Here is a 25,880-nt window from a genome sequence, read left to right on the forward strand (position 1 = left end):
GAGCCGAATCTCAGATTCGAACTGAGGACCCCGAGATTACAAATCACGTGCTCTGGCCAACTGAGCTAATTCGGCAGTATTTAACAAACCCTTTCTCGACCGAGAGCTTCAAAAACTACTCTAAAAACAGGCTTTTCGATGCTCCTTTCGCTTAAGCCTTGACTAATCAGAGACTTGTCCAAAAAGGGTTTGCAAATGTATAAATATTTTTAATTAATTCACAGGAATTGATTTTTTTTTTGAAATTATTTTTCTTTCAGTTTTTCCTTGAATTTAGTAAGCTGGCGACGTATTGCATCGGTTGACAAATCGATTGCTTCTTCAAATGTGTCGGCTTCCTTTTTGGCAAACAAATATCCTTTGGAGGGAATAGACAATTTCAGTTCAGCCATCTTATTATCGACGGTTTCCGGTTTCACTACTTTCAGCGTTAATTCTGCGGATATGACACCTTCGAAAAAGGTATCCAATTTATTTATCTTTTTACTAGCGAAATCTACCAACTTTTGGTCTGGTGTAAAATGAACGGCATTCAAATTAATGTTCATAATTTTTCCTCCTCTAAAAATTTAGGCTCTTGGATGAGCTTGTTTATATATACTTTGAAGTTTATCCGTGGTTGTATGGGTGTAAACCTGCGTTGCAGCAAGATTACTATGGCCCAACAACTCTTTAACGGCATTTAAATCGGCCCCATGATTTAACAAATGCGTCGCAAAACTATGACGCAATACATGGGGACTCTTTTTCTCCAATGTTGTTACCAGTGCAAGATACTTTTTCACCACACGATAAACCAATTTTTCGTAGACCTTTTTTCCTTTCGAGGTTAAAAAAAATGGTTGCTCACTGGAACCAAAGTTTGCATCCCGAATCAAAATATATTCTTCAAATAATGAATTTAAACTTCGGGGGTATGGAACGATTCGCTCTTTATTGTTCTTTCCAAGCACTTTAACCAGATGCTCGCTAAAAAAAATCTGACTTTGCCTCAGATTAACTAACTCTGAAAGTCGAATACCGGTGCCATAAAACAAGCTCAGGATTAATTTATCCCTCACCCCTTCAAAGTCGGATTGAAAATAACCATCATCCAATAAATGATGAAGGCTGTTCTCATCGACAAAAACGGGGAGCTTCTTGGGCACCTTCGGCAAAATAACACCGTCAGCCGGACTAATACCAATTACTTCCTGGCGAAGCAAGTATCTGAAAAAGGACTTAAGTGACGTAATTTTACGTGTTACGGTTTTCGCCGCAATTCCCTGCTCCATCAACTCAACCACCCAGCTACGAATTAGTTTCGTATCAATCGTCTGAACATCAAAATCCCCGACCGTTTTGAAAACAAACTCTTCAAACTGATCGAGGTCTTTTCTGTATGCTACAAGGGTGTTCTTCGAACACCTTTTCTCGAATTTCAAATATTTCAGAAATGATTCCCGGTAGGACATTAAACAAAGTCTTTACATTGCATCAGGAATCGGCTAAAATAAATTAGTCTTCTTCGCGCTGCATTTGTTCAATATAGATAGCCTTTTTAATCTCAGCTCTTCTTTCTACTGAAGGCTTCGTGAAGGCCTGTCTTCCACGTAACTCTTTAATCACGCCAGTTTTCTCAAACTTTCTTTTAAATCTCTTAAGGGCTCTTTCGATATTTTCGCCTTCTTTAACAGGAATAACGATCATATTATTATATTTTTAACTGTTTAAATTTCGAGCCGCAAATATATGTATTCTATGACATTAATCAAATTTATAATTGAAAAATAAAAAGATAAAACCCTCAATTCCTTTAAAACTTACTAAAACAAACAAATACACTTAGTTTTTAGTTCTCAAATAAGGTGAGATTCGCGGAAAATCCACCTCGCTGATTACTTCTTTTTCGCATAAAATTTGAAGCTCATTCACAAATCCATTCTCAGAACGGAAACGAACCAACGCTTTGGCAAGCTCATATGAAATGTAAGGATGCCTGGCTAAATCTTCAGCAGAAGCAAAATTTACATTAATTTGTACGACTCGCGTTGAATCTAATTTAAGATACGGAAGAATGTTTTCAATGGTTTCCGGTTTAAGTCCATAAACATCGTGGAGCTGATCCAAACCCCAGAAGCCTCCCAAGAGCTGCCGGTACTTCACAATACGCACCGAAAGAACCTCCCCGATTCCGCGAAGCTCTTTCAACTCATCAGCAGTAGCTGCATTAATTTCTATAGGCTCAACCCTTGTTTCAGGCTTTGCTGTTACCGGCAATTGCACCGGACGCTCCTGAGGCCTCTCCTTTTCAACTTCAGGGGCCAAACGAACCTCGCGAGACTCGGCAATATGAATGTAAGGCTGAATGGTATCAAAAATTGAGTCGGTCATTCCATAAATCTTTCGAAAATCAGCAGCTTTATAAAAACGTCCGCCCTTGGAACGATAATTCAAGAGATTCCTTTTCACATAAAAAGGCAACTGAAGACTATCCAACTTTATACTGTCAATTGCATTGGGATCGAATGAGAAAAGATATCCCTCAGCAGATTTTTCACCCCTCCGTTCCTGCTCTTCAAGCAATGCAATAAGTTTTTGAAACTTATCAGGATCAATTTTACCGGGTTTCTCAAAATAAAAAATCAAGTGATTGGCGACTAAAATCAAACCAATAAGCACCACTAAAACAACCAGCCCAATGCGCTCATTTTTTGTAAAAGAAAAATATTCCCGAATAATTTGCTGAAATCTCACAATTCAAGTCTTTAAGTGCCAGCCAACAAACAATTGACTGATTAACAAAAACACTTTAAAAATTACAACAAAAACTTCGAAATAAAAACACGAAGCCTCCCAAGACCTCCTGCCAATGAAAAGAAAATGGCTATCCTATAAGCGAATCAGGCCGATTTGCTGAAGAAAAACCAAAGCAATAGCAATGGGGGCAATAAACTTCACAATCATCATGAAAGCCGGAAAATAAACGACTTTTAAGCGCCCTTCGTTTGATAACTCTGCCTTGGCCTTATTCCGTCCTAAGAACCAGCCAACAAAAACAACAATAAGCAGGCCGCCCAAAGGCAATAAGATATTTGCAGAAATAAAATCAAGCAGCGAAAACACATTCATGCCAAACAGCTCCACATTTTTCATGGCGCCCCAGGATAAAGTGCACATGATGCCAACTACTGATACCGAACCAGTAGCCAGCCAAGTTGCTTTCTTACGACTCAGCTTCAACTCTTCAACAAAATAAGCCACAATAACTTCCAATACTGAAATTGTAGAGGTTAAGGCTGCAACGCCCAACAGCAAGAAGAAAAGCAATGAAAAGACGTAGCCGCCGGCCATTTGCTGAAAAATATTGGGAAGCGTAATATACACCAGTCCTTCTCCCGAGCCAGGCTCGATGCCAAAAGCAAACACAGCCGGAAAAATGGCCACACCTGCCAAGATTGCAATCATCGTGTCGGCCACTGCAACAGAGAAGCTAATGCTCCCTAGGGTTTCCTTTTTTGAGACATATGAAGAATAGGTAATCAACGTGCCCATACCAATACTCAAAGAGAAAAAGGCCTGCCCCAGAGCCTCCAGAACGGTTCGGGCCGTAATTTTCGAAAAGTCGGGTTTAAATAAAAACTCCAACCCTCCAGTTGCACCCTCCAAAGTAACCGAGCGGATACATAAAACGACAAGAATCACCAATAAAACGGGCATCAAAATCTTGGTGTATTTTTCGATGCCATTCTTCACTCCCGCAATAATCACCAAGGCTGTCATAGCCATAAAGACAAAAAACCAAAGTAGTGGGCGCCAACTTTCGCTTCTAAAATCAGTAAACATTGAGGACAGTTCGGCCGAAGACTTACCCGCAAAACCATTAGCAAACGATTGATAGATATACTCCAACGTCCATCCTGCAACGGCCGTGTAAAAAGATAAAATCATAAATGCGGCAACCACACCCATCACACCAACCAAATACCAGGGCTTTCCCGGAGCTAAAACCTTAAAAGCTCCAAAAGCATTCCGCTGGGAGCTACGCCCGATTATAAACTCAGATAACATAACCGGCAACCCAATGGCTAAAACAAAAGCCAGGTAGATGATTAAAAAAGCGCCACCGCCATTTTCACCAACCACATACGGGAAACGCCAAATGTTTCCTAATCCAATAGCAGAACCTGCGGTTGCAGCGATCACGCCAAATTTGCTCCCAAATGAATCACGGGTATTCAGTATTTCAGACATACTCTCTAAGTTTTAATTTAACACAATTCGCTGCGTTTTGCTTCTATTTCTTCTCTTTAAGGGCGCAAAAATGCAAAATATTTCCCTTTCCTTCAAAAAAAAACATCCTTAGAGATAGATCGATATGTATTAAAAACAAAAAGGCCCTTCAGTAACTGAAGGGCCTTTTCTTATAACTTATGCCGGAATTAGTTTCTTCCGATGCAGTTCAAATCTTCAAATGCAATTTTCAAACGTGCAATCTCAGCTTCTTCACCTTTACGTACCCAAACCCGAGGGTCATAGTACTTTTTGTTAGGCTTGTCAGCTCCTTCTGGGTTACCAATCTGACCTTGCAGGTATGGACGGTTAGCGGCTTCGAAAGCACGAACACCATCCCAGTAAGCCCACTGAGTATCGGTATCAATGTTCATTTTGATTACACCGTAAGAAATAGCTTCGCGGATTTCTTCCAGGCTTGAACCTGATCCACCGTGGAATACAAAGTTTACTGGTTTTTCACCTAAACCTAATTTTTCAGAAATGTATTTTTGAGAAGCATCCAGGATAGATGGCTTCAATACAACATTACCTGGTTTGTACACACCATGTACATTACCAAATGAAGCAGCAATTGTGAAGTTAGGAGAAACTTCGCTCAATTGTTCGTAAGCATAGCATACTTCTTCTGGTTGCGTGTAAAGCAGTGAGTTATCAACATCTGAATTGTCAACACCATCTTCTTCACCACCGGTAATACCCAATTCGATTTCAAGGGTCATACCAATTTTGCTCATTCTTTTCAGGTAATCTTTACAGATTGCGATATTCTCTTCCAATGGCTCTTCTGAAAGGTCAAGCATGTGTGAAGAGAACAAAGGTTTTCCAGTTTCTTCGAAGTGCTTTTCACCTGCATCTAAAAGGCCGTCAATCCAAGGCAATAATTTTTTGGCAGCGTGGTCTGTGTGTAAAACAACTCTTACACCATAAGCTTCGGCCAACAAGTGAATTGTTTTTGCACCAGCAACAGCACCAGCAACCTGAGCTTGTTGTCCATCCAGTTTCAAACCTTTACCGGCGTAGAACTGTGCACCACCATTAGAGAATTGGATGATTACAGGAGAATCAACATCTTTTGCAGCTTCCATTACAGCGTTGATCGTACTTGAAGAAGTAACGTTAACAGCAGGCAATGCAAACTGATTTTCTTTTGCCACTTTGAAAAGATAGTTTAAGTCTTCTCCAGTTACAACACCTGGCTTGATGTTATCAAAAAGTTTTTCGCTCATAGCTCGTATTTTATTAAGTAAATTAAACGGGATTATTCCTCTTTGAGATCCAATAATTTGATCGGGTGCAAATTTACGAATAAAAAACAAAAAATAATCGCAACCAACATTAAATGCAGGTTAAAACGGATATCCAATAGCAAAGCTGAGATTAAAATGCTCTGCCGAAAGGGGGTAGTTGCCAATAATCAGCCTTTTTCCTTCCTCAAGCGATGGATCACGTAATTTCATCCCCAGGTCTAACCTGAAAACAAAATAGGTAAAATCGAACCTCAGCCCCATACCGGTACCAACGGCGATCTGCTTGTAAAACTGATCCAGTTTGAATTGCGCTCCCGGGCGGTTGTCCTTTTCGTTGATTGCCCATATATTCCCAGCATCCAGGAAAAAAGCCCCTTCAACACGCCAAACAAACCGATAACGATACTCCAGGTTGGCCTCCAGTTTAATATCGGACGACTGATTGGGGTAAGCACCTACAGGCGCCTTGTAAGTTCCGGGTCCGAGGGATCGAACCTGCCAAGCTCGGATTCCGTTGGCCCCTCCGGTAAAATACTTTTTCTCAAAAGGAAGAACATCAAAGTTACCATAAGGCAAGCCAATACCCGCAAACGCACGCCCAACAACCGAATTATACTTATCAATCATATAGCCATACCGGTATTCAAAATCAGCCTTCAGGTATTGCGCATAGCGCGTTCCCCAAACTTCATGATAATTGGATACCTGCCCGGTAATGGTATCGGTAAAACTCGCTTTCGGACGGTTAAAAGCCGCCGAATACAAAGACAAGGCATTTCCCGCAGCTTCAAAAGACCATTTAAAGTAGCGGTAATGATCCCGGCGTTTCAGGTTTTGAGTATTATCAACCTGCGTGTAGTTCATGGCAAAAATAAGGTGATCGGTAAAACTACTTTTGATGTACAGGTCCTTGATTGAATTCAAAAATTCATCATTAAACTCATAAAGGTTCACATAGTTAAAATCGACAATACTCAGAAAATGATTTTTCGTTTGAGATGTCTTCCAATTGTATCCATATCTGAAATTGGTAATGGTACGTGTATAATCCGGACGTCGCTGATAGTTGTACCCCAAGGTCAGATTGGTTTGAGGAACCTGATAACCAAACAAACGCCCTTGCTTTATCGGACTCAAAAACTTTGGAATTGACAAAGACCCTTCTATCCCAAGTTCACGGGTATTAAAATCAAGCTTACTGTTTTTAATCAGAGTCTGTTGGCGCTCAATAGCACCTTTTAAATTTAGGTTAAATATTTCAGCGCCCCGAAACACATTCCGGTGCTGGTAATTGAAGTTTCCGGCCACCCCAAGGTTTCCCGAAGAGTTGGTACCATCGAGATCCACAGAGAAGCCCTGCCTCGGAAGTGGCGACAACTGGAAATTGCAATCCAGCATTCCAATTGAGTCATTCCCCATTTTTTCCACTTCATCAAAATTGAGGTTGACAACCCGAAACTGTCTTAACTGAACCAATGACCGATATGTCTGCTCCACATTCTTTTGCGAATAATACAAACTATCTTCCATCCGGTTGACATTATAAAACAGCTCCGGCTTATACTTCATTTTTCCTTTGTAGTAAAAAGTGTAAGGAAAGTTGCGAAGGGTGTCTGGCTCCAAAACCGGCTGACGCGAACTTAACTGAGAGGGCACAAAGTCGGGGGTTACATGAAACGAACGAATCATAAACTTCCGATGCGGCTGAACCGAATCAACTTCCTGTTCCAAATCATCATCGGTCACCACAACAACCAAATCAACCTGACGGCTTTGCAGCGCACTGTCGGCCTCATATGAAATATGCTCTTCGGTAAAATTATAATACCCATAATCCTTAAGCCGATTAGCAATTCGCTTACGTTCGGCATTCAACACATCCACATCAAAAACAGAACCGCGACCAACGAGCTGCCTGACCGTATCGGCCAACACCAAGGCACTAACCGCCGGATCATCGAACCGGTAAGTGTAATTTCGGATACGGTAAGGTTGCCCGGTTTCTATCGAATAAACAACATCGACCTTCTGACGCTTCTCTCTAAAGGCAACCTGATCTTCAATTGAAGCATCGTAGTACCCTTTGTTCCGAAGATAAAGCTCCAACTGTTCCTTAGACCGCTGGGTCATATATTCGTCATAGATCACAGGAGCTTCACCAATGCGCTTAAACCACCCTTCTGTTTTTTTCGCAGAAGACAAATTATAAAGTCCCAGGTGGAACTTGATAAAACCAAGAATTTTAAGATTTTCCTTTTGCCTGATCTGAGCCTTTAACTCTTCATTATTGATCGATCGATTATCAATTTCAATATCGATGTCATTCAGCAGGTATTCTCCTTGCGGAACAAATTTGGTTGAAGAACAAGAAAAGCACATAATGGCAATACACAGACCAACCCCTATTTTAAACAGCTTTTCTTTTCTCATTTTTATACCTTCTCTGGGAATTTCAACAAAAATAAACACTATCGGACGCAAACAAATCGATTAGGGTGTTTATTTTTACAAATTGTTTGCCAAATACCATGCTAAGTAAAAATAAAATAAAATTTATCCAGTCGTTGAACCGGAAAAAAACACGCGAAAAAGAAGGTGTTTTTTTAGTAGAAGGAAACAAACTTGTACTGGAAGCCATCGCCTCCCCTTTTCGGGTAAGGCTTTTAATAGGCACTGCTGAGTTTTTTGAATCGCATCAGCTCTCTTCAAACGTAGCTGATGAACTTATAGAATGCACCTCGGATGAAATCCGGAGAGCCAGTTTGCAACAAGCCCCGCAGCAAGCTATTGCTGTTGTTGAAATGCCCTCCTTCCAGCTCAAACTGAACCAGCTCAACAAAGAGTTTTCATTGGCGCTTGATTTCATTCAAGACCCCGGCAACCTAGGGACAATCATCCGGATTGCCGACTGGTTTGGTATCAGAAACCTGATTTGCTCGACCAATACTGCAGATTGCTTTAACCCCAAGGTCATTCAATCGAGCATGGGCGCCATTTTTCGTGTGCAGGTTCACTACCTCGACCTGGAAAAACTACTCAACGAAGCAAAGCAGTCGCAATTGCCCGTGTATGGCACCTTCCTTGAAGGTGAAAACATTTACACTTCCAAGCTAACTTCTCATGGTATCCTGATACTGGGGAATGAAGGCAACGGCATTTCTCCCGAGGTCGAGAAATTGGTTCAGCAAAAACTACACATCCCTTCATTTGCCCTGGGCACTGAAGGTTCCGAATCGCTCAATGTAGCCAGCGCTGCCTCCATTTGTTGTTCGGAGTTCAAGCGCAGAACCTGTTAATCTCGCAGGGAATATCCAGTCGGAACCGAATACAAACAGGAGCAACGGTATTCATTACTCCTGTAGGATAAAAAAAAAGCTCATCGCAGGCTACTTTTCAGTAACCGCTCGATGAGCTTTCTCTTTTGGTAGAAACAGTTATTTAATTCCGCTTTTCAAACTCCTCCAGAGCCCGATCCAGGAAATCCACAAAATTGTCCGGATTCAAATCATAGGCTTTCGGATCAACCAACAGTTCCCCGTCGGTGTCGGTCAGCACATAGTAAGGCTGAGCATTCACGCCAAATCGTGTAATCTGGAAATCAGCATATTTCTTGCCCAAGGTCTTTTTTACTTTTCCGTCATAGCTTGAGGTTACCCATTCACTTTCGGGCAGCTTCGACTTGTCATCAACATAGAGCGCAATAATTACAAACTCATTCTGAAGCCGGGACAACACCCGTGGGTCAGACCACACTGCAGCTTCCATCTCCCGGCAATTAACACATCCATGCCCGGTAAAGTCAATAAAGACCGGTTTATTCAGCGCCTTGGCACAAGCCAGTCCTTGCTCGTAATCAAAGTAGCCATTCAATCCATGAGGTAGGTGCAGGAATTCACCAAACTTAGGATCCTCGCACTGCTCGTGTGCTTCATTAAAACCAATGCTGGTTCCGGAAGAACTCACCAGGCGCACCTCGTCGCGAATAATCTCATGCAAATCAAAGTCGTGCGTACTTTGCGGAGGCATATAACCGGCCAACGCTTTCAATGGCGCACCAAACATTCCGGGAATTAAATATATCACAAAGGAGAATGAAGCGATTGCCATCATCAAACGCGGAACAGAAATAAATTTCAAATCACTGTCATGCGAAAACTTCAATTTCCCAAGCAGGTAAAGCCCCAACAAGGTGAAAATCACAATCCAAATGGCCAGATACACTTCCCGGTCAAGGATTCCCCAGTGATAAGTCTGATCGGCAATACTCAGGAATTTCAATCCCAGTGCCAATTCCAGGAAGCCCAGTACTACCTTAACCGAATTAAGCCATCCGCCAGATTTAGGCAAATTGCTCAACCAGCCCGGGAAAAGTGCAAACAAGGTAAATGGCAAGGCAAAAGCCAAGGCAAATCCAAACATCCCCACAATGGGTTTCAATACTGCACCACCAGCCGACTCAACCAAAATTGCTCCAACAATTGGGCCCGTGCAGGAGAAGGAAACCAGCACCAGCGTTAAAGCCATAAAGAAAGAGCCCAAAAAGCCTCCTTTGTCTACTTGTTTGTCCGAGCGGTTTACCAACCAACTTGGCATGACAATTTCAAACATGCCGAAAAAGGAAAAAGCAAACAGCACAAAAATGACAAAGAATAGGATATTTGGAAGCCAGTGAGTGCTTAACCAGTTGGCCGCATCGGGACCAAAAAGAACAGCCACCAAGGTTCCGACAACTGTATAAATTGCAATGATGGAAAACCCATAAAAAGCAGCGTAAAGTCGCGATTTGATTTTTGACTCACCACTATGCATAAAGAAAGAAACCGTCATCGGAATCATCGGAAAAACACAAGGTGTAAGAATTGCGGCCAGACCAGCCAGGAAAGAGAAAAAGAAAAACAGCCACAGAGTTTCTGTCGAACCTTCTTTCCCTTTATCGGTCAATACCCGGGTCGTTTTTTCGCCCTTATCCATCGTTTCCGGCTGAACGCCCTGATCTGCCCCGGCACCATTTAGCGCAAAGGAAAAGTCAGCCTCGGTGGGTGGCAAACAGGTTTCATCGTCACAACACATAAACTCAACATACCCTTCAATTGTCACAGGATCTGAAGTTTTCAGGCGAATAACTTGAACAAACTCTACCTGATCACTAAAATAGCGCAAATCCATCTGAAAGGTCTTGTCAAACTTTTCAGTTGGCACTGGATTCTTCTTTAAATCTCCCACAAACTCGAACTGCGAGGTGTCCGCATAATTTATCGAAGTAGCTACCGGACCGCCATCGGGCAAGTCCGTGTCATACAAATGCCAGGTATCTTCGATAGTCGCTTTAAAGATAAGCTGAACCTCTTTACCATCCTGTTTCGAATCAAACGACCATTTTACCGGCTCCAGGATTTGCGAAAACCCCTGAATGGCAAACAAGAGCAAGAGCGATGTAAGGCAATGTTTTAGTATTTTCATTGTTAACCAATTTCTTTAATATTTTATTTTGATATGAACACAAATATAAGCAGGAAATGCTGGTTCCGGAAATGACATTCAATCATTTAAAGCCAGCGACATCACAAACGGTTATTTAAACATTTCAATATCAATATATTTGAATACTTGTTATAAAACCGCAATGATTGTTAACGTTTTTAAACAAAAAAAATCCCGAATCTACAATCCGGGATTTTTTATTTAAAGAATAATCTCTTCTAAATTATCGTCATAAAAATGGTATTCCAGAAAACTATAGGCATTCACACCTTCAATAGTTATTCGTTTGAAATACTTAAATGACCACTTTCGTTTGATGGAATTAATTCCCTTCGTTAAAAAAGCGGCTACATACGGATGAACTTTCAGCGTCAGACTTTTCTTATTCAAGTCCTTAAATATGTAATTCACTTTGCTGCTTAATTCATCGGTAAAGAGAATGGTCGGCGTAATTTTTCCAGTGCCTTTACATGTGGGACAAACTTCAGCAGTTTCCACATGCTCTTCAGGTCTTACCCGCTGACGGGTGATCTGCATCAAACAGAACTTACTTAATGGAAGTATGTTGTGTTTGGTACGATCAGCGCCCATCGCCTCTTTCATACGTTCAAAAACCTTTTGTCGGTTTGCGGCTTCATGCATGTCGATAAAATCGATCACGATGATGCCTCCCATATCTCTCAACCTCAACTGTCGTGCAACTTCCTCAGCTGCTGCCAAATTAACTTCCAGTGCATTGGTTTCCTGATCTACGCCTGCTTTTGAGCGATTGCCGCTGTTAACGTCAATCACGTGGAAAGCTTCGGTGTGCTCAATGATCAGATACGCTCCGTTTTTAAACGAAACGGTTTTACCAAATGATGCTTTTACTTGCTTGTCGACCCCGTAATAATCGAAAATCGGTTGTCCACCCGTATAGGTCTTTACAATTTTCTTCTTTTCAGGGGCAATCGTGGCAATGTAATCGGCTACATCTTCTGCCACAGCAGCATCGTTTACGATGATACTGTTAAACGTTGGGGTATAAATATCTCTAAGTAAAGCTGTGGTCCGGTCTATTTCTCCAACAATCAAAGCCGGGGCGGTGGCTTTTTTTAACTTTTGGAAAGTGGTTTCAAACTTGGCTACCAGTCGTTTCAGTTCCTGGTCGAGTTCAGCAACTCGTTTACCTTCAGCCACCGTTCGGACAATCACACCATATTTCTTTGGCTTAATACTTTGAATTAGTCTTTTCAGCCTGTTTTTTTCTTCGGTTGAGCTAATCTTTTGCGAAACACTCACTTTGTCGCTAAAAGGCATCAACACTAAATTTCGTCCAGCAATTGAAAGCTCGGAGGTCAGCCGGGGTCCTTTGGTTGAAATTGGCTCCTTGGCTATTTGAACCAGAATGTTCTGGCCTGCTTGCAATACTTCTGTTACTTTTCCCTCCTTGTTGATATCTGGTAAGGAGTGAATTTTTGAGAGTGAAGAAATACGGTTCTTTTTGGAACTGGCAATTTTCATGAACTTATTCAAAGTTGAAAATTGAGGTCCCATGTCGAGATAATGCAAAAATGCATCTTTTTCATAACCAACGTCGATGAATGCAGCGTTCAAGCTCGGCATAATTTTTTTCACCTTGGCTAAATAAATATCGCCAACGGCAAATTTTGCTCCGCTTTTTTCCCTGGTAAGTTCAACTAAGCGTTTATTTTCTAATAAGGCAATAACGACTTCAGAGGGAGAGACATCAATAATTAGATCGCTACTCACAACGTTATTAAAATTTGATTTATAATGTAACTGTTTACATTAGTTAATAAACGGATTAAACCTAAGGCGCCATGCGCCTTAGGTTTAACCAAGATTTTTCTTTTATAGCTATTGCTAAAAAAAGCGTAAGACTATTTCTTTTTCTTGTGTCTGTTCTTACGTAGTCTCTTTTTACGCTTATGCGTAGACATCTTGTGTCTTTTTCTTTTTTTTCCGCTTGGCATAATGTTTTATTTTACTTGGTCTTTAACTTGAGCAACAAACGTTTTCGCAGGCTTGAAAGCTGGAATGAAGTGCTCTGGAATAATAATTGTTGTATTTTTTGAAATATTGCGTGCTGTTTTCTCTGCTCTCTTTTTCACGATAAAGCTGCCAAATCCCCGAAGATACACATTTTTTCCTTCAGTCAATGAATCTTTTACAGTTTCCATAAAAGCTTCTACAGTTTTTTGAACCGTTACTTTCTCGATTCCCGTGTTCTTGCTAATTTCATTAACAATATCTGCTTTAGTCATCTCTTAAAATATTTAGTTTTCAATAAATTATATATTCACATGTTTCGGAGTGCAAAAATAAAAATTATTTAAAAACTTTAAACACCTCAAATGAATTATTTTTGCAATTCACATAGATTTTAAAGCAGTTATGACAAAAGATGCCTCTTTTTCCAAAAAACTACTCCACTGGTATGAGTTCAACAAACGGGATCTCCCCTGGAGGGAAACCGCTGATCCATATGCTATTTGGCTATCGGAAATCATCCTGCAACAGACCCGCATTGACCAGGGAATGGCCTATTATATACGTTTTCTGGATGCTTACCCAAGTGTTAACGATTTTGCAAAAGCATCGGAAGATGAAATATTAAAGCTATGGCAAGGCTTAGGCTACTACTCCCGGGCCCGTAACATGCACCACACAGCCCGGGAAATTGTCTCGCAGCACCAAGGTCGTTTTCCGGCGGACTACCAAAGCCTGCTTCGCCTAAAGGGTATCGGCGAATATACGGCAGCGGCCATTGCATCTATTGCCTACAATTTACCCCATGCTGCCGTTGATGGAAATGTCTTCCGGGTTTTGTCACGTATTAATGGTATAGAAACTCCTATAGATACCGGACAAGGGAAAAAGCAATTTACAGCCTTGGCCAACGAACTTTTGGACCCGCAGCAGGCCGGCAATTTCAACCAAGCCCTAATGGAGTTTGGAGCCACGCTTTGCACACCTAAAAAGCCAGGCTGCGAAAGCTGTCCTTTTAATACGTCCTGCGTTGCACTCAGAAATGAAACAACGGAGTCACTCCCTGTAAAAAAAGGAAAAGTCAAAATAAGAAAGCGCTTCTTCAATTACCTTATTATAAACGATGGCAGCCACACCTACCTTTCCAAGCGCACCTCCAACGACATTTGGAAGAACCTCTACGAGTTCCCACTCACGGAAACCTCTGACAAAAAGGAGCTTCACCAGACACTTGTCGAAAGTCAACTCATTCTGCCACAGAATGCCAAAATCGAAATAGAGGAGGAAACGCCCTGGCAAAAGCAAGTTCTCAGCCATCAACACATCTTTTATCGCTTTATCTATTTGAAAATAGGTGGAAAAATAAAACTCCCCTCCTCTGCAATTAAGGTGAATAAAAAAGATATTTTTAACTTTGCTGTTCCAAAGCCAATTGAAAAGGAATTAAACCGAAACAACTGGCTTTGATTTATTCATATTGAACAGGTTATGATTTAAGGCCCCAAATGGGTAATTCATAAAATTCTTACTAAAATATTGCCTTTCAGAGAGGGAATTTTTGTAAATTTATTATTGTTAATTCTAAAAATCTTTAATTATGTCTGTAAACAAAGTAATCTTAGTCGGAAATGTCGGTCGCGATCCTGAGGTCAGATACCTGGACAAGGATGTTGCAGTCGCCAACTTCCCACTGGCCACCTCTGAAAGCTATACCGCCAAAAACGGCGAAAAAGTGACCACAACAGAATGGCACAACATTGTTATTTGGAGAGGCTTGGCCAAGGTCGTCGAGCAGTATGTGAAAAAAGGAGACCGCCTTTACATTGAAGGTCGTATTCGTACCCGCTCCTGGGAAGACAAAGAGGGCAACAAACGGTACACCACTGAAATATACGGCGACAATATGGAAATGCTTGGTGGTTCAAGAAACCAGCAGAACAACAACGCCAGCCAACAGCAAAATGCCCAAAACCAACAGGAAAATCAGGTGAGTGAACCCGACTTCAATCCCAACGAAGAAGATGATCTACCTTTCTAGTAATTAAAATTAATTTAATTGGAAACAGACCCTTTACCGATACTCACAGCAATCACCAGAGATATTGAATTTTATCCTCTGACAACCGCTGTAATTCTAAGCCTTGCCTTTATACTGATACTCTTGTTCTCTTCGGCCTTGATTTCAGGATCGGAAGTAGCGTATTTCTCGCTGAATCCGCAAGATCGTGAAAAGCTCAAGTCCACTAAAAGCAAGCAGAATCATGCGATATTAAAGAACCTGGAGAACCCGGAAAAGTTATTGGCGACCATCCTGGTGGCCAATAACTTTGTTAATGTAGGCATTGTTATTCTTTCGGCCTATGCTACCGGCAAACTGTTCAATTTTGAAGCAGCCCCTACCATTGGATTTATCTTCCAGGTGGTGGTCATTACCTTTGTTCTTCTGCTTTTTGGAGAAATTGTACCTAAAGTCTATGCGAGTAGTCACCCGCTGAGTTTTGCCCGCTTCATGGCCATTCCTTTAACGGTGCTGGAACGTTTTTTCAGTCCCATCAATGCCATCCTGATTCATTCAACTTCGTTTGTGAATAAACATTTCCAGAAACAAACTCAAAACATTTCTGTCAATGAACTTTCGCAAGCACTCGAACTAACACTCGAACATGAACATGCCGAAGACAAGGAAATTTTGGAAGGAATTGTCAAATTTGGCAATAAAAATGTAGTTGAGATCATGCGATCACGCGTTGATGTAGAGGCACTTGAAATCAAAGACTCCTACACCAAAGTCATTAATAAAATTAACGAATCGGGCTATTCCCGTGTTCCGGTTTATGACGGATCGTTTGACAATATTAAAGGCATTCTTTACATCAAAGACTTACTTCCGCACATTCATAAAAAGGAAAACTTCAAATGGCAAACCATCATTCGTCCGCCTTTCTATGTTCCCGAAACCAAAAAGATTGACGACTTGCTCGAAGAATTCCAGAAAAACAAGGTACACATGGCCATCGTGGTTGATGAGTACGGCGGAAGCTCGGGCATTGTCACCCTCGAAGATGTGCTGGAGGAAATTGTGGGCGAAATAGCCGATGAGTTTGATGACGACGATAACTATTTCACGAAGATTGCTGAAAACAAATACTTGTTTGATGGCAAAATCCTCCTCAACGACTTCTATAAAGTTACCGGAAGCAATGATCATGTTTTTGACGACTACAAAGGAGATGCCGATACCTTGGCCGGACTGATCCTGGAACTGAAAGGGGAAATTCCGGACAAACACGAAAAATTAAACTGCGAAAATTTCGTTTTCACCATTGAAGCAGTGGATAACCGGCGCATCAAAAAAATCAAAGTCGAAATTAACTGAGACTTCCTAAAAGAATGATCCTATGCAAAAGCAGTTTTCTCTGATTGTCTTGCTCGTTGTGCTATTGAGCGCTTGCCAAAAAGAATATACCCCCAAACCCCGAGGTTATTTTCGAATTGAGTTTCCGGAAAAAACCTATCACCGGTTAGGGCAGAATCTTCCCTACTCCTTTGAGGTTGCCGATTACTCCATTCCCCGATCCGCTTCGGACTACACCAACACTTCCGATTCGGGCTGGCTAACCATTAGCACGCCAGCCAACAAGGCAGACTTGCACCTGAGCTATGCCCCACTCAACAACGACTTGCAGAAACACCTGGAAGAATCGCGGCGACTTGCCTACGACCACTCCATCAAGGCAGATGCTATTGAGGAACGCTTATTCATCAACCGGGAACAACATGTCTATGGCACGATTTACTATATTGAAGGCAATGCTGCTTCGCCCATTCAGTTTTTTTTAACCGACAGCACGGAACACTTTTTGCGGGGAGCACTTTACATCCGCGAAATCCCAAACATCGACTCCATTCGACCGGTGATCGACTTTCTGGAGCCCGATGTGATTCGTTTAATTGAAACAACCCACTGGAATTAACTCATGCCCTTAGTCAAAGAAATTGATATCGACCAAGGAGTCTTGCTCCTTTGGGAACTGACAGAAGACCTGGAATGGCTGAAAGCGCAGTTCCCCTTGCTTGATAAGGATGAAGCCTTTCATGCGTTGAAAAACAAAAAAAGGCAACAAGAATGGTTATCGGTAAAAATGATGCTCCGTTACATCGGATGTCCCTCAACTCAAATAAGCTACAACAGCAAAGGACAACCACAGGTCAACCATCCGAGCTACCAATACATCAGCATTAGCCATTCCAGCCAGTTAGCCGGAATCATCCTTCACACCAATAAGCCTGTTGGGTTGGATATCGAAAGTCTGAGCCGAAACTTCAAGACCATTGAACGAAAATACCTTTCTCCCACAGAAATCATGTGGGCACATCAAGATAACAAACGCCACTGTCTATTTTGGAGCGCCAAAGAAGCCGTATACAAGATAGCCGGTATCCCTGGCATCCATTTTTCAGATCAGATTGTGCTTTCTCCGGAAAAAAACAATCGGTTGACAGCTCAATTAGTGACACCTGAAAGGAATGAACACTTCCACCTGAATTACTTTGAATACAACGAACAATTAATTGTCTTTTTAATTGCGGCATGACCGAAGTTTAAAAAAACAAACAATTTGTAGAACTTCACATGCTCAAACTTGTTTATCCCTGAAAAAACACGATCATGAAACAAGCCGAATCACATATATTAGTCATTTTTGGAGCTTCGGGCGACTTAACCAAACGTAAGTTAATTCCCGCACTTCTTGAACTGGAAAAACAGAACCTTCTTCCAGATCAATTCGCTGTACTTGGTGTTAGTCGAACCAACCTTACCGATGAAGAATTCCGTCAGCGTATGACTGAATTTCTGACAGGAGAAGATCAAAAATTGGTTGCTAAGTTTTTAGGCCGTCTGTATTACCAATCCATTTCAACAGCCGAATCCTATGAATACCCGGTACTTAAAGACCGTTTATTCACAATCGCCAAGGAGAACTCGATTCCCGAGAACTTCATTTTTTACCTGTCAACACCACCTCAGTTGTATGAAATTATCCCCAAAAACCTGGCAAGTGTCGATTTGAATAAAACGGACGATGGATTCCGGAGGCTCATTGTGGAAAAACCCTTTGGCACCGACCTGGAATCGGCCAAAGAGCTAAACAAAAACCTGTTGCACTACTTTGCCGAAGACCAAATTTACCGGATTGACCATTACCTGGGAAAAGAATCGGTTCAAAACCTGCTGGTAACACGCTTTTCCAATGGAATTTTCGAACCAATCTGGAATCAGAATTTCATTCATCATATTGAAATTACCTCAGCAGAAAGCCTTGGGGTTGAAAACCGCGGTGGCTATTACGATCACTCAGGCGCCATGCGCGACATGGTTCAAAATCACCTGCTCCAGCTAGTGGGCATGGTAGCCATGGAACCGCCGGTAGTGGTGGAAGCTGATGCCATTCGAAACGAAGTGCTTAAAGTATTTCAATCACTGCGTCCAATCAAAGAAGAGGAGGTTGATCAATACGTCATCCGTGGCCAATACATTGAATCGCATATTAAAGGAGAGCTGGTGAAAGGCTATCGACAAGAAGAAGGCGTTGATCCTGAAAGCCGGACCGAAACCTTTATGGCCATGAAGTTTTTCATTGACAACTGGCGCTGGGCAGGTGTTCCCTTCTACATCCGTACCGGTAAAAAATTACCAACCCGGGTTACCGAAGTGGTCATTCATTTCAAAAAAACACCCCACCATTTGTTCGGCAATCAATACGAAACGGAGCAAACCGCCAATCAATTGGTTATCCGTATTCAACCCGATGAAGGAATTTTATTGAAATTTGGCATGAAAGTGCCGGGTGCAGGTTTCCGGGTGCAAACCGTTAACATGGATTTTCATTACGAAGACCTGGCAGATTCCCACCGTTTACCAGCAGCTTACGAGCGGTTGTTACTGGATTGTATGCAGGGTGATGCCACCCTCTACTCGCGGGGCGATGCCGTGGAAAAAGCCTGGGATTTTGTTCAGCCCATTATGAATGCCTGGCAAAACAACCCCGATATTCCGATTTATGGCTACCCTGCCGGAACTTGGGGACCCGATGTGGCCGATCAATTGGTAGAGGACGGACAGTGGCGCTATCCCTGCAAAAACTTGTCGAATGATGGCACCTATTGCGAACTTTAGAAAACAATAAACACAAACAGAAAATTCCATTGCTATGACTTCATCCAGAGAAATCAAGATATTTTCAAATGCCCGGGAGTTAGCTGAGGCATTTGCCCAAGAACTATACGAAACTGTTAAAAACACATCACAACGTTTTGACATAGCCCTTTCAGGCGGAAGTACGCCCAAGTTGCTTTTCGAAGTGCTTGCCCGGTCTTATGCTTCCAAAATGCCTTGGGAACGGGTTCATTTTTGGTGGGGAGACGAACGCTGTGTTCCGCCAACCAGTGAGGAAAGCAACTATGGCATGACCCAAAAACACTTGCTCTCAAAAGTAAATCTGGCCGAAAACCAGGTTCACCGGGTAAAAGGAGAACTCAATCCGGAAGAAGCAACTCGTGATTATATTGATGAAATAAAATCAAACCTGAAGGAGCGCGATGGCTGGCCGGTGTTTGACCTGATTATTCTTGGGATGGGCGACGACGGCCACACAGCTTCCATTTTTCCGCATGAAATGAACCTGTTAAAATCGAACCAGGTATGCGAGGTCGCCACTCATCCGGTCAGCGGACAAAAGCGAGTAAGCCTGACGGGAAAAACCATCAATAACGCCGATCGTATTTATTTTCTGATTTCGGGCAAGGCCAAAGCCAGTCGCATGGCTGAAATCATAAACAATACAGAAGAAGCAAACAAGCTTCCAACTACGCACATCCAAGTAGCACAGGGGTCGGTTACCTTCTTTTTGGATCAGGATGCCGCTTCAGAAATCGAAAATAACTAAACAGAAATAGTCACTCCCAAAAACAAATAGCAAACAAATGTTCATTCAAAAACTAATCACCTCATTGTTAATATCGTGTGAATAAGATTTAGTCGGACAAGCAATTCTGCTTAATTAAATTTTGTACATTTAATTAGCGTTGCAGCAAATGAAAAGCATTCCCCAAAAAAGGGAAAGCATCATCAAAAGTAAGAGGAAGCAAACGCATGTTCTTTTACCTATTTTTTATAACAAACCATCGTCAGGTTTTAACTTGAAATAAAATGCTTTTTCAAGATCTTAATAAAAGTTAAAGCAACACGAAGATGTGAGATATGAAAAATTGGTTTGTAATTTAGTCTGTTAATATCAAACCATTTGGAACAGAAACAACAAATAGAGTCGCCTCAGGAAAGTATTCTGCAGAATGCTTTCAATGCTGCCCAAACCGGGGTCTGGCATTGGGATATCGACCAAGACCGAATCCGGATTAATGATGCCTGGGCCCGGCTTATTGGTTACGCACCTGAAGAACTCGCCCCGTTTGATACTGCTCACTGGCTAAACCTTTGCCATCCCGAAGACCGAAAACGGGTATCTGACACCCTCAGTCGCGCGCTGAAAATGAAGAACAAACATTTCTCATTCCGAACCAGGCTGAGACACAAAAATGGTGATTGGATATGGGGGCAATTCAACGGAGGAGTAACAGAACCCGATTCTATTAATGAAAGGCCTGCCTTGAGCGGAACTCTGACCGATGTTACGGAACTTTATCATTCCAAAAACAACCTTCGCTACCGCTATGAGATCGAAAAGCTTGTTTCTGAAATCACCTCCAATTTTGTTGGAATTCCTTTTCAGGACACAGACAAAACCATCGATCAAGCCCTCCAGAAAATAGGTCAGTTCATGAATGTCGACCGCTGCTATGTTTTCCAGTTTCGGGAGAATGGCACCTTGATGGACAATACGCATGAGTGGCACACCAAAGGGATCAAACCACAAATGGGGCACCTCCAAAATCTGCCATCTTCTATTTTCCCTTGGTGGATGAACAGCTTAAGCAAGTTTGAGCATCTTTACATCCAACGTGTTAAAGACTTGCCTACAGAGGCCATCTCGGAAAAAGAAATTCTGCAAAGCCAGTCCATTATTTCCCTATTGGTAGTTCCTATTCATTACCAGCAAAAACTGCTTGGTTTTATAGGTTTCGATTCTGTTGTTCGGGAAAAGGAATGGCTGGAAGCAGACATTCATTTAATGAATACTGTTGCTCATGCCGTTGCCAGTGCTTTAAATGCAAAAAACTTTCAGGAAGCACTTGTGTTGGCCAAAGAGAAAGCCGAAGAAAGCGATCAGATCAAATCAGCTTTTCTGGCCACGATTAATCATGAACTACGCACGCCACTGCATCATATATTAGGATTTAGCGACCTGCTAAGAATGAGAAAAATTCCGGTTGCTGAAATCAGTAATTTTGCAGACAAAATCTACAAAAGCGGGAAAAACCTGCTTCAAATCATTGAGGATATTCTTAGTCTTGCACAAGCTGACGAGAGCTCTGTTAAAGTTCGGAAAGAATACTTGCTGGGAAAAGACCTGTTTATTCAGCACAAATCGCTGCTGGATGAGATGCTAAAGTCGGCCAGCAAGGAACAAAGCCTGAAGTTGCATTACAATCCCTGCCCCAGCTTCCTCAACAGCTATTTCATTTCGGACAATAGCAAGATCAACCAGGTCATCATCAACTTGCTGAAAAATGCCATCAAATTCACCAACTCAGGTAGTATTGAATACCGGGCAGAAATCAAAAACAAAGAGCTTTCTTTCCATATTAAAGACACAGGCATAGGCATTACACAAGACCAGCAAAAACTCATTTTTGATTTCTTCAGGCAAGTCGATGATTCAAGCACCCGTATTTACAGTGGCGTAGGTATTGGACTGGCCATATCCAAAAGAATAACAACGATTCTGCAAGGAGAATTAACGGTTTGCTCCATTCCTGGAAAAGGAAGTACATTCACCTTGAAAATCCCTATTGAGACGGCTGTAAATTTGCAAAAAGCAACACGCAACCTGTAAGTTTTTACCCCATAAAAAAAGGAAGCAAGCCTAAACTTACTTCCTTTCGTTATTTCATTTTAAACTCCGGACAATTACTTTTTCAGCCATTTATCAAGCCACTGCTTAAAAACCCGTTGCCAGACAATTCCATTCTGGGCCGAAGTCACCCAGTGGTTCTCTTCAGGAAAATATAAGAACTGAGCCGGAATATCTCTTAAAACGGCAGCATTGAAAGCACCCATTCCTTGCGTATAGGGAATCCGGAAATCTTTCTCTCCATGAATAACCAGAATCGGAGTATCCCATTTCTCAACAAATAAATGGGGTGAGAAACTGTAAGACCGTTGTGCCACCTGATTGCTTTTATCCCAGTATGGACCACCAATATCCCAGTTTTCAAACCACATTTCTTCGGTGGTTACATACATCTGATCGAAGTTGAAGATACCACAGTGCGAAATAAAAGCACTGAAACGTCCTTCGTGGTGACCAGCCAGGTAGTTAACGGAGAAACCGCCGTAGCTGGCTCCCACAGCTCCCAATCGCTCATTATCCACAAAAGGCTCTTTGGCCAGTTCATCAATGGCAACCAGGTAATCCTGAATGTTGAGCCCACCATAATCCTTGCTGATTTGCTCAAGCCACTCCATGCCAAAGCCCGGCAAGCCACGCCGGTTTGGAGCCACAACAATGTAGCCGTTCGCGGCCATCATCTGGAAGTTCCACCGGGTTGACCAAAACTGACTCACAGTTCCCTGAGGACCTCCCTGGCAATACAAAAGCGTTGGATATTTTTTATTAGGATCAAAATGAGGCGGATAGATGACCCACAAATGCATGTCTTTATCATCCACTGTTTTCACCCAGCGCTCTTCCAAAGCACCCATTTCCAGCTGATCAAGCAAACCTTTGTTTACTTCCGTAAGCGGTTCATCTTTCCCGTTTTTGGGATTAACCACATACAGTTCGGCAGGTTGTGACATTGATACTTTTTGAGCCAATAGTTTTCCGCCAGGTAGTTCAATGGCCATCTGGTAGTTGTGCACGCCATCAGTCAACCGTTTAATCTCTCCATCTTTCAAGTTCAACCGATAGATTTCATCGGTTGCATGGATGTTACTGATAAAGAAAAGGGATTTACTGTCTGCGGACCAACTCAAATGTCCAGCATGCTGCTCCCAGCCTTCCGAGTAATTGGTTTTCGCTCCGGTCTTAAGGTCCATGACAAACAAACGTGTCTGATCGGCTTCGTAACCGTCGCGCGCCATACTTGTCCAGGCCAGCTTAGTCCCATCAGGCGAAAAAAGCGGACTTTTGTCGTATCCCTTATTTTCTTCCGTCAAATTTTCAGTACTTCCGGTTTCCAAATCATAGCGATACAAGTCAGTGTTTGTCGACAAAGAATAGGCTTTTCCGGTTAGTTTTTTGCAGGAATAAACAATCTGCTTGCTGTCAGGACTCCACGCAATCTGATCCAAACCATCAAAAGGCTTATCCGGACTATCGTATTTCTGACCTTCCAAAATATCCAGTCCTTCAGAGATATTCCCCTTGCCATAATCGGCGATGAAAATGTGGTTGTAGGTATAATCATGCCAGCTATCCCAGTGGCGATACATCAAATCATTTTCTAAACGTGCATTGGCTTTGGGCAAATCCGGAAACAAATCATGAATATCATCATCCAGTTTCACGGCTTTGGTGTAAAGAATGTGCTTTTGATCCGGCGAATATTTAAAGCCGGTAATGCCTCCTTCAATCTCGGTAATTTGAACCGCATCCGAACCATCAGGATTCATTTCCCAAAGTTGAGTCTCGCCGTCTTTGGCATACAAATAGCCAATTTTCTGCCCGTCAGGGCGCCACTGTGCTCCGGACTCTTTGAGTGCCGTATGAGTTATCTGCTTACTTTCTCCTCCTTTAGCCGGAATGGTATACAATTCGCGGTACGACTTATTTTCTTCGATATGGTAATAGGTCACCGCATACAACACCGTCTTGCCATCCGGCGACAACTCGGCATTTCCAAGCTGCCCAAAAGACCACAACACTTCCGGAGTCATAACATCTGATTTCAGCTTGGGTGTTTCCGGGACGTAAGTTTTCTTTTCTTCAGCCATAACTTCTGATTTCATTCCGGCACAAAGCATGAGAGCCAGAACAGGTAAAACAACTAATTTTTTCATGGGTTATTCAATTTTTCAGCGTCCGAAAAATACAGCTTTGCCCAGAATAATAAAAAGATTCACCGCTGTAAAGTACTTATTGCAATAAAAAAGCACCTGTTCCGCCAGGGAACAGGTGCTGTCATCTTAACCAATTGATGTAATCACCCATCAATAGCGATAAGTACCTTCGTACTCAAACACTTCTCCTTCGTAATCTTTTCCGGTTACTTTAAAGGCCACCGAGTCTTGTCCTTCAATTTGCAAAGAGCTCAAATCGAAAGTAACAAACGCTGACATGCGGAAATTGGGAGCGTCATCACGGTCATTGTGTCTCAACTCTAGCGCAACAGGCTGGTTGTCCGCCGTAATTTCACCAGGTTCTTTCACCAGGTTCACATAGTGAATCATTCCATTTCCATAATAGTCCAATTCAAAAGTCAGCATGTTGTTGGTGGTCCAAACACTTTCAACATGAATCGGATCGTTCCCGATACTATCTTCTATTTCTTCAGTAATATCGAGAATTCCTTTAAATAAAATATCTCTGATGGAGTTGATACGCACGTAGTATTCCTCAACCTCATCATCAACACGCTTATCACCTAACACGGTAAAATTGACCAGCACTCGGGTGCTGTCATCCTCTTCATCCCAATGATAATAACCATCCACCGGAAAAAGTTCGGATCCATCATCCATTTTAATGGTAAAGCCGGCATCATCGTTAACATGGATTACTCCGAAGCCAACCCAAAATTTATCCAATGAATATCCATCATCATCATTCCAATCACAGCTGAACAACACCATGCTCAGCATAGCGACTAAACCAAATTTCAAAAACCTTTTCATTTTTTTCTCTTTTTTCTGTTTTGAATTACACAACCAATAGATTGATCAGCTACCAAATAGGTTGCGTGGGGACATACATTTTTTTTCATTCTTTTAAAAAATAACAATTCTTAACTTTTGGCACAATCATTGATATTTACATTTCTATATATTTGCATCTATTGATTAAAATAACAAACCGAATGCACATTAAAGTGTTTTAGGGTTTAAATAGTAGTCAAAAACGACAAAAAATAAATAAGATGAAGAAATTATTCGCAGTCATTGCACTTGCAGCAGTTACAACCGTGGGATGTGCCAGTGGAAACGGAAAAACCAATGACCCCATATCCAATACGCCTTCAACCACCATTTCACAAGACAAGGAAGAAGGTGGCACAAGCTTGATTTCGAAAGACGAGTTTTTAAAACAAGTTTGGAACTATGAAGAGTCGCCCGAAGAATGGAAATTCCTGGGCGAAAAGCCGGTCATCATTGACTTCTACGCCGACTGGTGCGGACCGTGTCGAATCGCCTCTCCCATTCTGGAAGAAGTTTCAAACGAATTTGCCGGCAAAGTCAAAGTTTACAAAGTAGACACCCAAAAAGAGCGCGAACTGGCTGGCGTTTTTGGCATCCAAAGCATTCCGGCTTTTCTGTACATCCCTGTTGAAGGAAAGCCTGTTATGATGGCAGGAATTGGACGATCCAATGAAGAAACCGAAAAAATGTTTGTTGATAACATCAATAAATACCTGCTTACAAAAAACTAAAGCATCCGTTTTCTTGTTGACATTAGAAACCGACTCTTGCCTAAGTGCGGCAAAAAGGTTTTCAATAATTTATATGCAGAATAAAAAGAGCAACCACCCGGTTGCTTTTTTTTGCTC

Annotated in this window: 23 protein-coding genes and 1 tRNA gene; 10 read left to right on the top strand and 14 right to left on the bottom strand. The window is 42.0% G+C overall.

Annotated elements, in window-relative coordinates; translation table 11 throughout:
- Position 1: 1 nt before the first annotated feature.
- The 8 genes from Q1A18_RS10175 to Q1A18_RS10210 all read right to left on the bottom strand — a co-directional run bounded on the left by Q1A18_RS10175 (position 2) and on the right by Q1A18_RS10210 (position 7,952).
- A tRNA-Thr gene (locus tag Q1A18_RS10175) sits at positions 2-75 on the bottom strand.
- 170 nt (positions 76-245) lie between these two features.
- Positions 246-548 (bottom strand): ribosome-associated translation inhibitor RaiA, encoded by a 303-nt coding sequence (gene raiA / locus Q1A18_RS10180; RefSeq protein WP_299579150.1) that lies wholly within the window; start codon positions 546-548, stop codon positions 246-248.
- Between the two features lie 21 nt (positions 549-569).
- Positions 570-1,454, bottom strand: a complete 885-nt coding sequence (locus tag Q1A18_RS10185) for a tyrosine-type recombinase/integrase (RefSeq protein ID WP_299579152.1) — start codon at positions 1,452-1,454, stop codon at positions 570-572.
- 43 nt (positions 1,455-1,497) lie between these two features.
- Positions 1,498-1,689, bottom strand: a complete 192-nt coding sequence (gene rpsU / locus Q1A18_RS10190) for a 30S ribosomal protein S21 (protein ID WP_299579154.1) — start codon at positions 1,687-1,689, stop codon at positions 1,498-1,500.
- Positions 1,690-1,824: 135 nt separating this feature from the next.
- Entirely contained in the window at positions 1,825-2,736 is a 912-nt protein-coding gene (locus Q1A18_RS10195) for a helix-hairpin-helix domain-containing protein (RefSeq protein WP_299579156.1), read from the bottom strand.
- A 135-nt stretch (positions 2,737-2,871) separates the two neighbouring features.
- Positions 2,872-4,233 carry a sodium-dependent transporter gene (locus tag Q1A18_RS10200; RefSeq protein ID WP_299579158.1) on the bottom strand — a complete coding sequence of 454 codons (1,362 nt, stop codon included), beginning with the start codon at positions 4,231-4,233 and terminating at the stop codon, positions 2,872-2,874.
- A gap of 188 nt (positions 4,234-4,421) precedes the next feature.
- A complete protein-coding gene (gene fbaA / locus Q1A18_RS10205; protein ID WP_299579160.1) occupies positions 4,422-5,501 on the bottom strand; it encodes a class II fructose-bisphosphate aldolase in 1,080 nt (359 codons plus the stop codon).
- 120 nt (positions 5,502-5,621) lie between these two features.
- Positions 5,622-7,952, bottom strand: a complete 2,331-nt coding sequence (locus tag Q1A18_RS10210; protein ID WP_299579162.1) for a BamA/TamA family outer membrane protein — start codon at positions 7,950-7,952, stop codon at positions 5,622-5,624.
- Between the two features lie 98 nt (positions 7,953-8,050).
- Between Q1A18_RS10210 and Q1A18_RS10215 the strand changes: the two genes are divergently transcribed.
- Entirely contained in the window at positions 8,051-8,818 is a 768-nt protein-coding gene (locus tag Q1A18_RS10215) for an RNA methyltransferase (RefSeq protein ID WP_299579164.1), read from the top strand.
- A gap of 142 nt (positions 8,819-8,960) precedes the next feature.
- Here Q1A18_RS10215 and Q1A18_RS10220 read toward each other — a convergent pair whose 3' ends face one another.
- The 4 genes from Q1A18_RS10220 to Q1A18_RS10230 form a co-directional block, all read right to left on the bottom strand.
- Positions 8,961-10,982, bottom strand: coding sequence for a cytochrome c biogenesis protein CcdA (locus Q1A18_RS10220; protein WP_299579167.1), 2,022 nt, complete (start codon positions 10,980-10,982; stop codon positions 8,961-8,963).
- Positions 10,983-11,204: 222 nt separating this feature from the next.
- Positions 11,205-12,755, bottom strand: coding sequence for an Rne/Rng family ribonuclease (locus tag Q1A18_RS10225; protein WP_299579170.1), 1,551 nt, complete (start codon positions 12,753-12,755; stop codon positions 11,205-11,207).
- 131 nt (positions 12,756-12,886) lie between these two features.
- A complete protein-coding gene (locus Q1A18_RS19120; protein WP_237706104.1) occupies positions 12,887-12,979 on the bottom strand; it encodes an AURKAIP1/COX24 domain-containing protein in 93 nt (30 codons plus the stop codon).
- A gap of 6 nt (positions 12,980-12,985) precedes the next feature.
- Positions 12,986-13,270 (bottom strand): HU family DNA-binding protein, encoded by a 285-nt coding sequence (locus Q1A18_RS10230; protein ID WP_299579173.1) that lies wholly within the window; start codon positions 13,268-13,270, stop codon positions 12,986-12,988.
- Positions 13,271-13,400: 130 nt separating this feature from the next.
- On the opposite strand from Q1A18_RS10230, the gene mutY reads away from it, so the two are divergent.
- The 8 genes from mutY to Q1A18_RS10270 all read left to right on the top strand — a co-directional run bounded on the left by mutY (position 13,401) and on the right by Q1A18_RS10270 (position 22,009).
- Positions 13,401-14,462 carry an A/G-specific adenine glycosylase gene (mutY, locus tag Q1A18_RS10235; RefSeq protein WP_299579176.1) on the top strand — a complete coding sequence of 354 codons (1,062 nt, stop codon included), beginning with the start codon at positions 13,401-13,403 and terminating at the stop codon, positions 14,460-14,462.
- Positions 14,463-14,592: 130 nt separating this feature from the next.
- On the top strand, positions 14,593-15,033 hold the full coding sequence (locus tag Q1A18_RS10240; RefSeq protein WP_299579179.1) for a single-stranded DNA-binding protein: 441 nt from the start codon (positions 14,593-14,595) through the stop codon (positions 15,031-15,033).
- Between the two features lie 18 nt (positions 15,034-15,051).
- A complete protein-coding gene (gldE, locus tag Q1A18_RS10245) occupies positions 15,052-16,371 on the top strand; it encodes a gliding motility-associated protein GldE (protein WP_299579182.1) in 1,320 nt (439 codons plus the stop codon).
- Positions 16,372-16,393: 22 nt separating this feature from the next.
- A complete protein-coding gene (gene gldD, locus Q1A18_RS10250; protein WP_299579185.1) occupies positions 16,394-16,969 on the top strand; it encodes a gliding motility lipoprotein GldD in 576 nt (191 codons plus the stop codon).
- Between the two features lie 3 nt (positions 16,970-16,972).
- Positions 16,973-17,590: a 4'-phosphopantetheinyl transferase superfamily protein gene (locus tag Q1A18_RS10255; RefSeq protein WP_299579188.1), complete on the top strand. Its 618-nt coding sequence runs from the start codon at positions 16,973-16,975 to the stop codon at positions 17,588-17,590.
- 74 nt (positions 17,591-17,664) lie between these two features.
- A complete protein-coding gene (gene zwf, locus Q1A18_RS10260) occupies positions 17,665-19,173 on the top strand; it encodes a glucose-6-phosphate dehydrogenase (RefSeq protein ID WP_299579191.1) in 1,509 nt (502 codons plus the stop codon).
- Between the two features lie 34 nt (positions 19,174-19,207).
- A complete protein-coding gene (gene pgl, locus Q1A18_RS10265) occupies positions 19,208-19,942 on the top strand; it encodes a 6-phosphogluconolactonase (protein WP_299579194.1) in 735 nt (244 codons plus the stop codon).
- A gap of 357 nt (positions 19,943-20,299) precedes the next feature.
- Positions 20,300-22,009 carry an ATP-binding protein gene (locus Q1A18_RS10270; protein WP_299579197.1) on the top strand — a complete coding sequence of 570 codons (1,710 nt, stop codon included), beginning with the start codon at positions 20,300-20,302 and terminating at the stop codon, positions 22,007-22,009.
- 74 nt (positions 22,010-22,083) lie between these two features.
- Here Q1A18_RS10270 and Q1A18_RS10275 read toward each other — a convergent pair whose 3' ends face one another.
- The gene (locus Q1A18_RS10275; RefSeq protein ID WP_299579200.1) at positions 22,084-24,177 is read right to left on the bottom strand and encodes a S9 family peptidase; all 2,094 of its coding nucleotides are present in this window, start codon (positions 24,175-24,177) and stop codon (positions 22,084-22,086) included.
- A 150-nt stretch (positions 24,178-24,327) separates the two neighbouring features.
- Entirely contained in the window at positions 24,328-25,011 is a 684-nt protein-coding gene (locus Q1A18_RS10280; protein ID WP_299579203.1) for a NigD-like protein, read from the bottom strand.
- 242 nt (positions 25,012-25,253) lie between these two features.
- Between Q1A18_RS10280 and Q1A18_RS10285 the strand changes: the two genes are divergently transcribed.
- On the top strand, positions 25,254-25,763 hold the full coding sequence (locus Q1A18_RS10285) for a thioredoxin domain-containing protein (protein WP_299579206.1): 510 nt from the start codon (positions 25,254-25,256) through the stop codon (positions 25,761-25,763).
- Positions 25,764-25,880: the final 117 nt, after the last annotated feature.

This window comes from uncultured Sunxiuqinia sp. (genome assembly GCF_947495665.1).
Taxonomy (GTDB): domain Bacteria; phylum Bacteroidota; class Bacteroidia; order Bacteroidales; family Prolixibacteraceae; genus Sunxiuqinia; species Sunxiuqinia rutila.

Coding starts and splice junctions, on each gene's coding strand:
- raiA (WP_299579150.1), bottom strand. CDS start 548: ATGAACATTAATTTGAATGCCGTTCATTTTACACCAGACCAAAAGTTG.
- Q1A18_RS10185 (WP_299579152.1), bottom strand. CDS start 1,454: ATGTCCTACCGGGAATCATTTCTGAAATATTTGAAATTCGAGAAAAGG.
- rpsU (WP_299579154.1), bottom strand. CDS start 1,689: ATGATCGTTATTCCTGTTAAAGAAGGCGAAAATATCGAAAGAGCCCTT.
- Q1A18_RS10200 (WP_299579158.1), bottom strand. CDS start 4,233: ATGTCTGAAATACTGAATACCCGTGATTCATTTGGGAGCAAATTTGGC.
- fbaA (WP_299579160.1), bottom strand. CDS start 5,501: ATGAGCGAAAAACTTTTTGATAACATCAAGCCAGGTGTTGTAACTGGA.
- Q1A18_RS10210 (WP_299579162.1), bottom strand. CDS start 7,952: ATGAGAAAAGAAAAGCTGTTTAAAATAGGGGTTGGTCTGTGTATTGCC.
- Q1A18_RS10215 (WP_299579164.1), top strand. CDS start 8,051: ATGCTAAGTAAAAATAAAATAAAATTTATCCAGTCGTTGAACCGGAAA.
- Q1A18_RS10220 (WP_299579167.1), bottom strand. CDS start 10,982: ATGAAAATACTAAAACATTGCCTTACATCGCTCTTGCTCTTGTTTGCC.
- Q1A18_RS19120 (WP_237706104.1), bottom strand. CDS start 12,979: ATGCCAAGCGGAAAAAAAAGAAAAAGACACAAGATGTCTACGCATAAG.
- Q1A18_RS10230 (WP_299579173.1), bottom strand. CDS start 13,270: ATGACTAAAGCAGATATTGTTAATGAAATTAGCAAGAACACGGGAATC.
- mutY (WP_299579176.1), top strand. CDS start 13,401: ATGACAAAAGATGCCTCTTTTTCCAAAAAACTACTCCACTGGTATGAG.
- Q1A18_RS10240 (WP_299579179.1), top strand. CDS start 14,593: ATGTCTGTAAACAAAGTAATCTTAGTCGGAAATGTCGGTCGCGATCCT.
- gldD (WP_299579185.1), top strand. CDS start 16,394: ATGCAAAAGCAGTTTTCTCTGATTGTCTTGCTCGTTGTGCTATTGAGC.
- Q1A18_RS10255 (WP_299579188.1), top strand. CDS start 16,973: ATGCCCTTAGTCAAAGAAATTGATATCGACCAAGGAGTCTTGCTCCTT.
- zwf (WP_299579191.1), top strand. CDS start 17,665: ATGAAACAAGCCGAATCACATATATTAGTCATTTTTGGAGCTTCGGGC.
- pgl (WP_299579194.1), top strand. CDS start 19,208: ATGACTTCATCCAGAGAAATCAAGATATTTTCAAATGCCCGGGAGTTA.
- Q1A18_RS10275 (WP_299579200.1), bottom strand. CDS start 24,177: ATGAAAAAATTAGTTGTTTTACCTGTTCTGGCTCTCATGCTTTGTGCC.
- Q1A18_RS10280 (WP_299579203.1), bottom strand. CDS start 25,011: ATGAAAAGGTTTTTGAAATTTGGTTTAGTCGCTATGCTGAGCATGGTG.
- Q1A18_RS10285 (WP_299579206.1), top strand. CDS start 25,254: ATGAAGAAATTATTCGCAGTCATTGCACTTGCAGCAGTTACAACCGTG.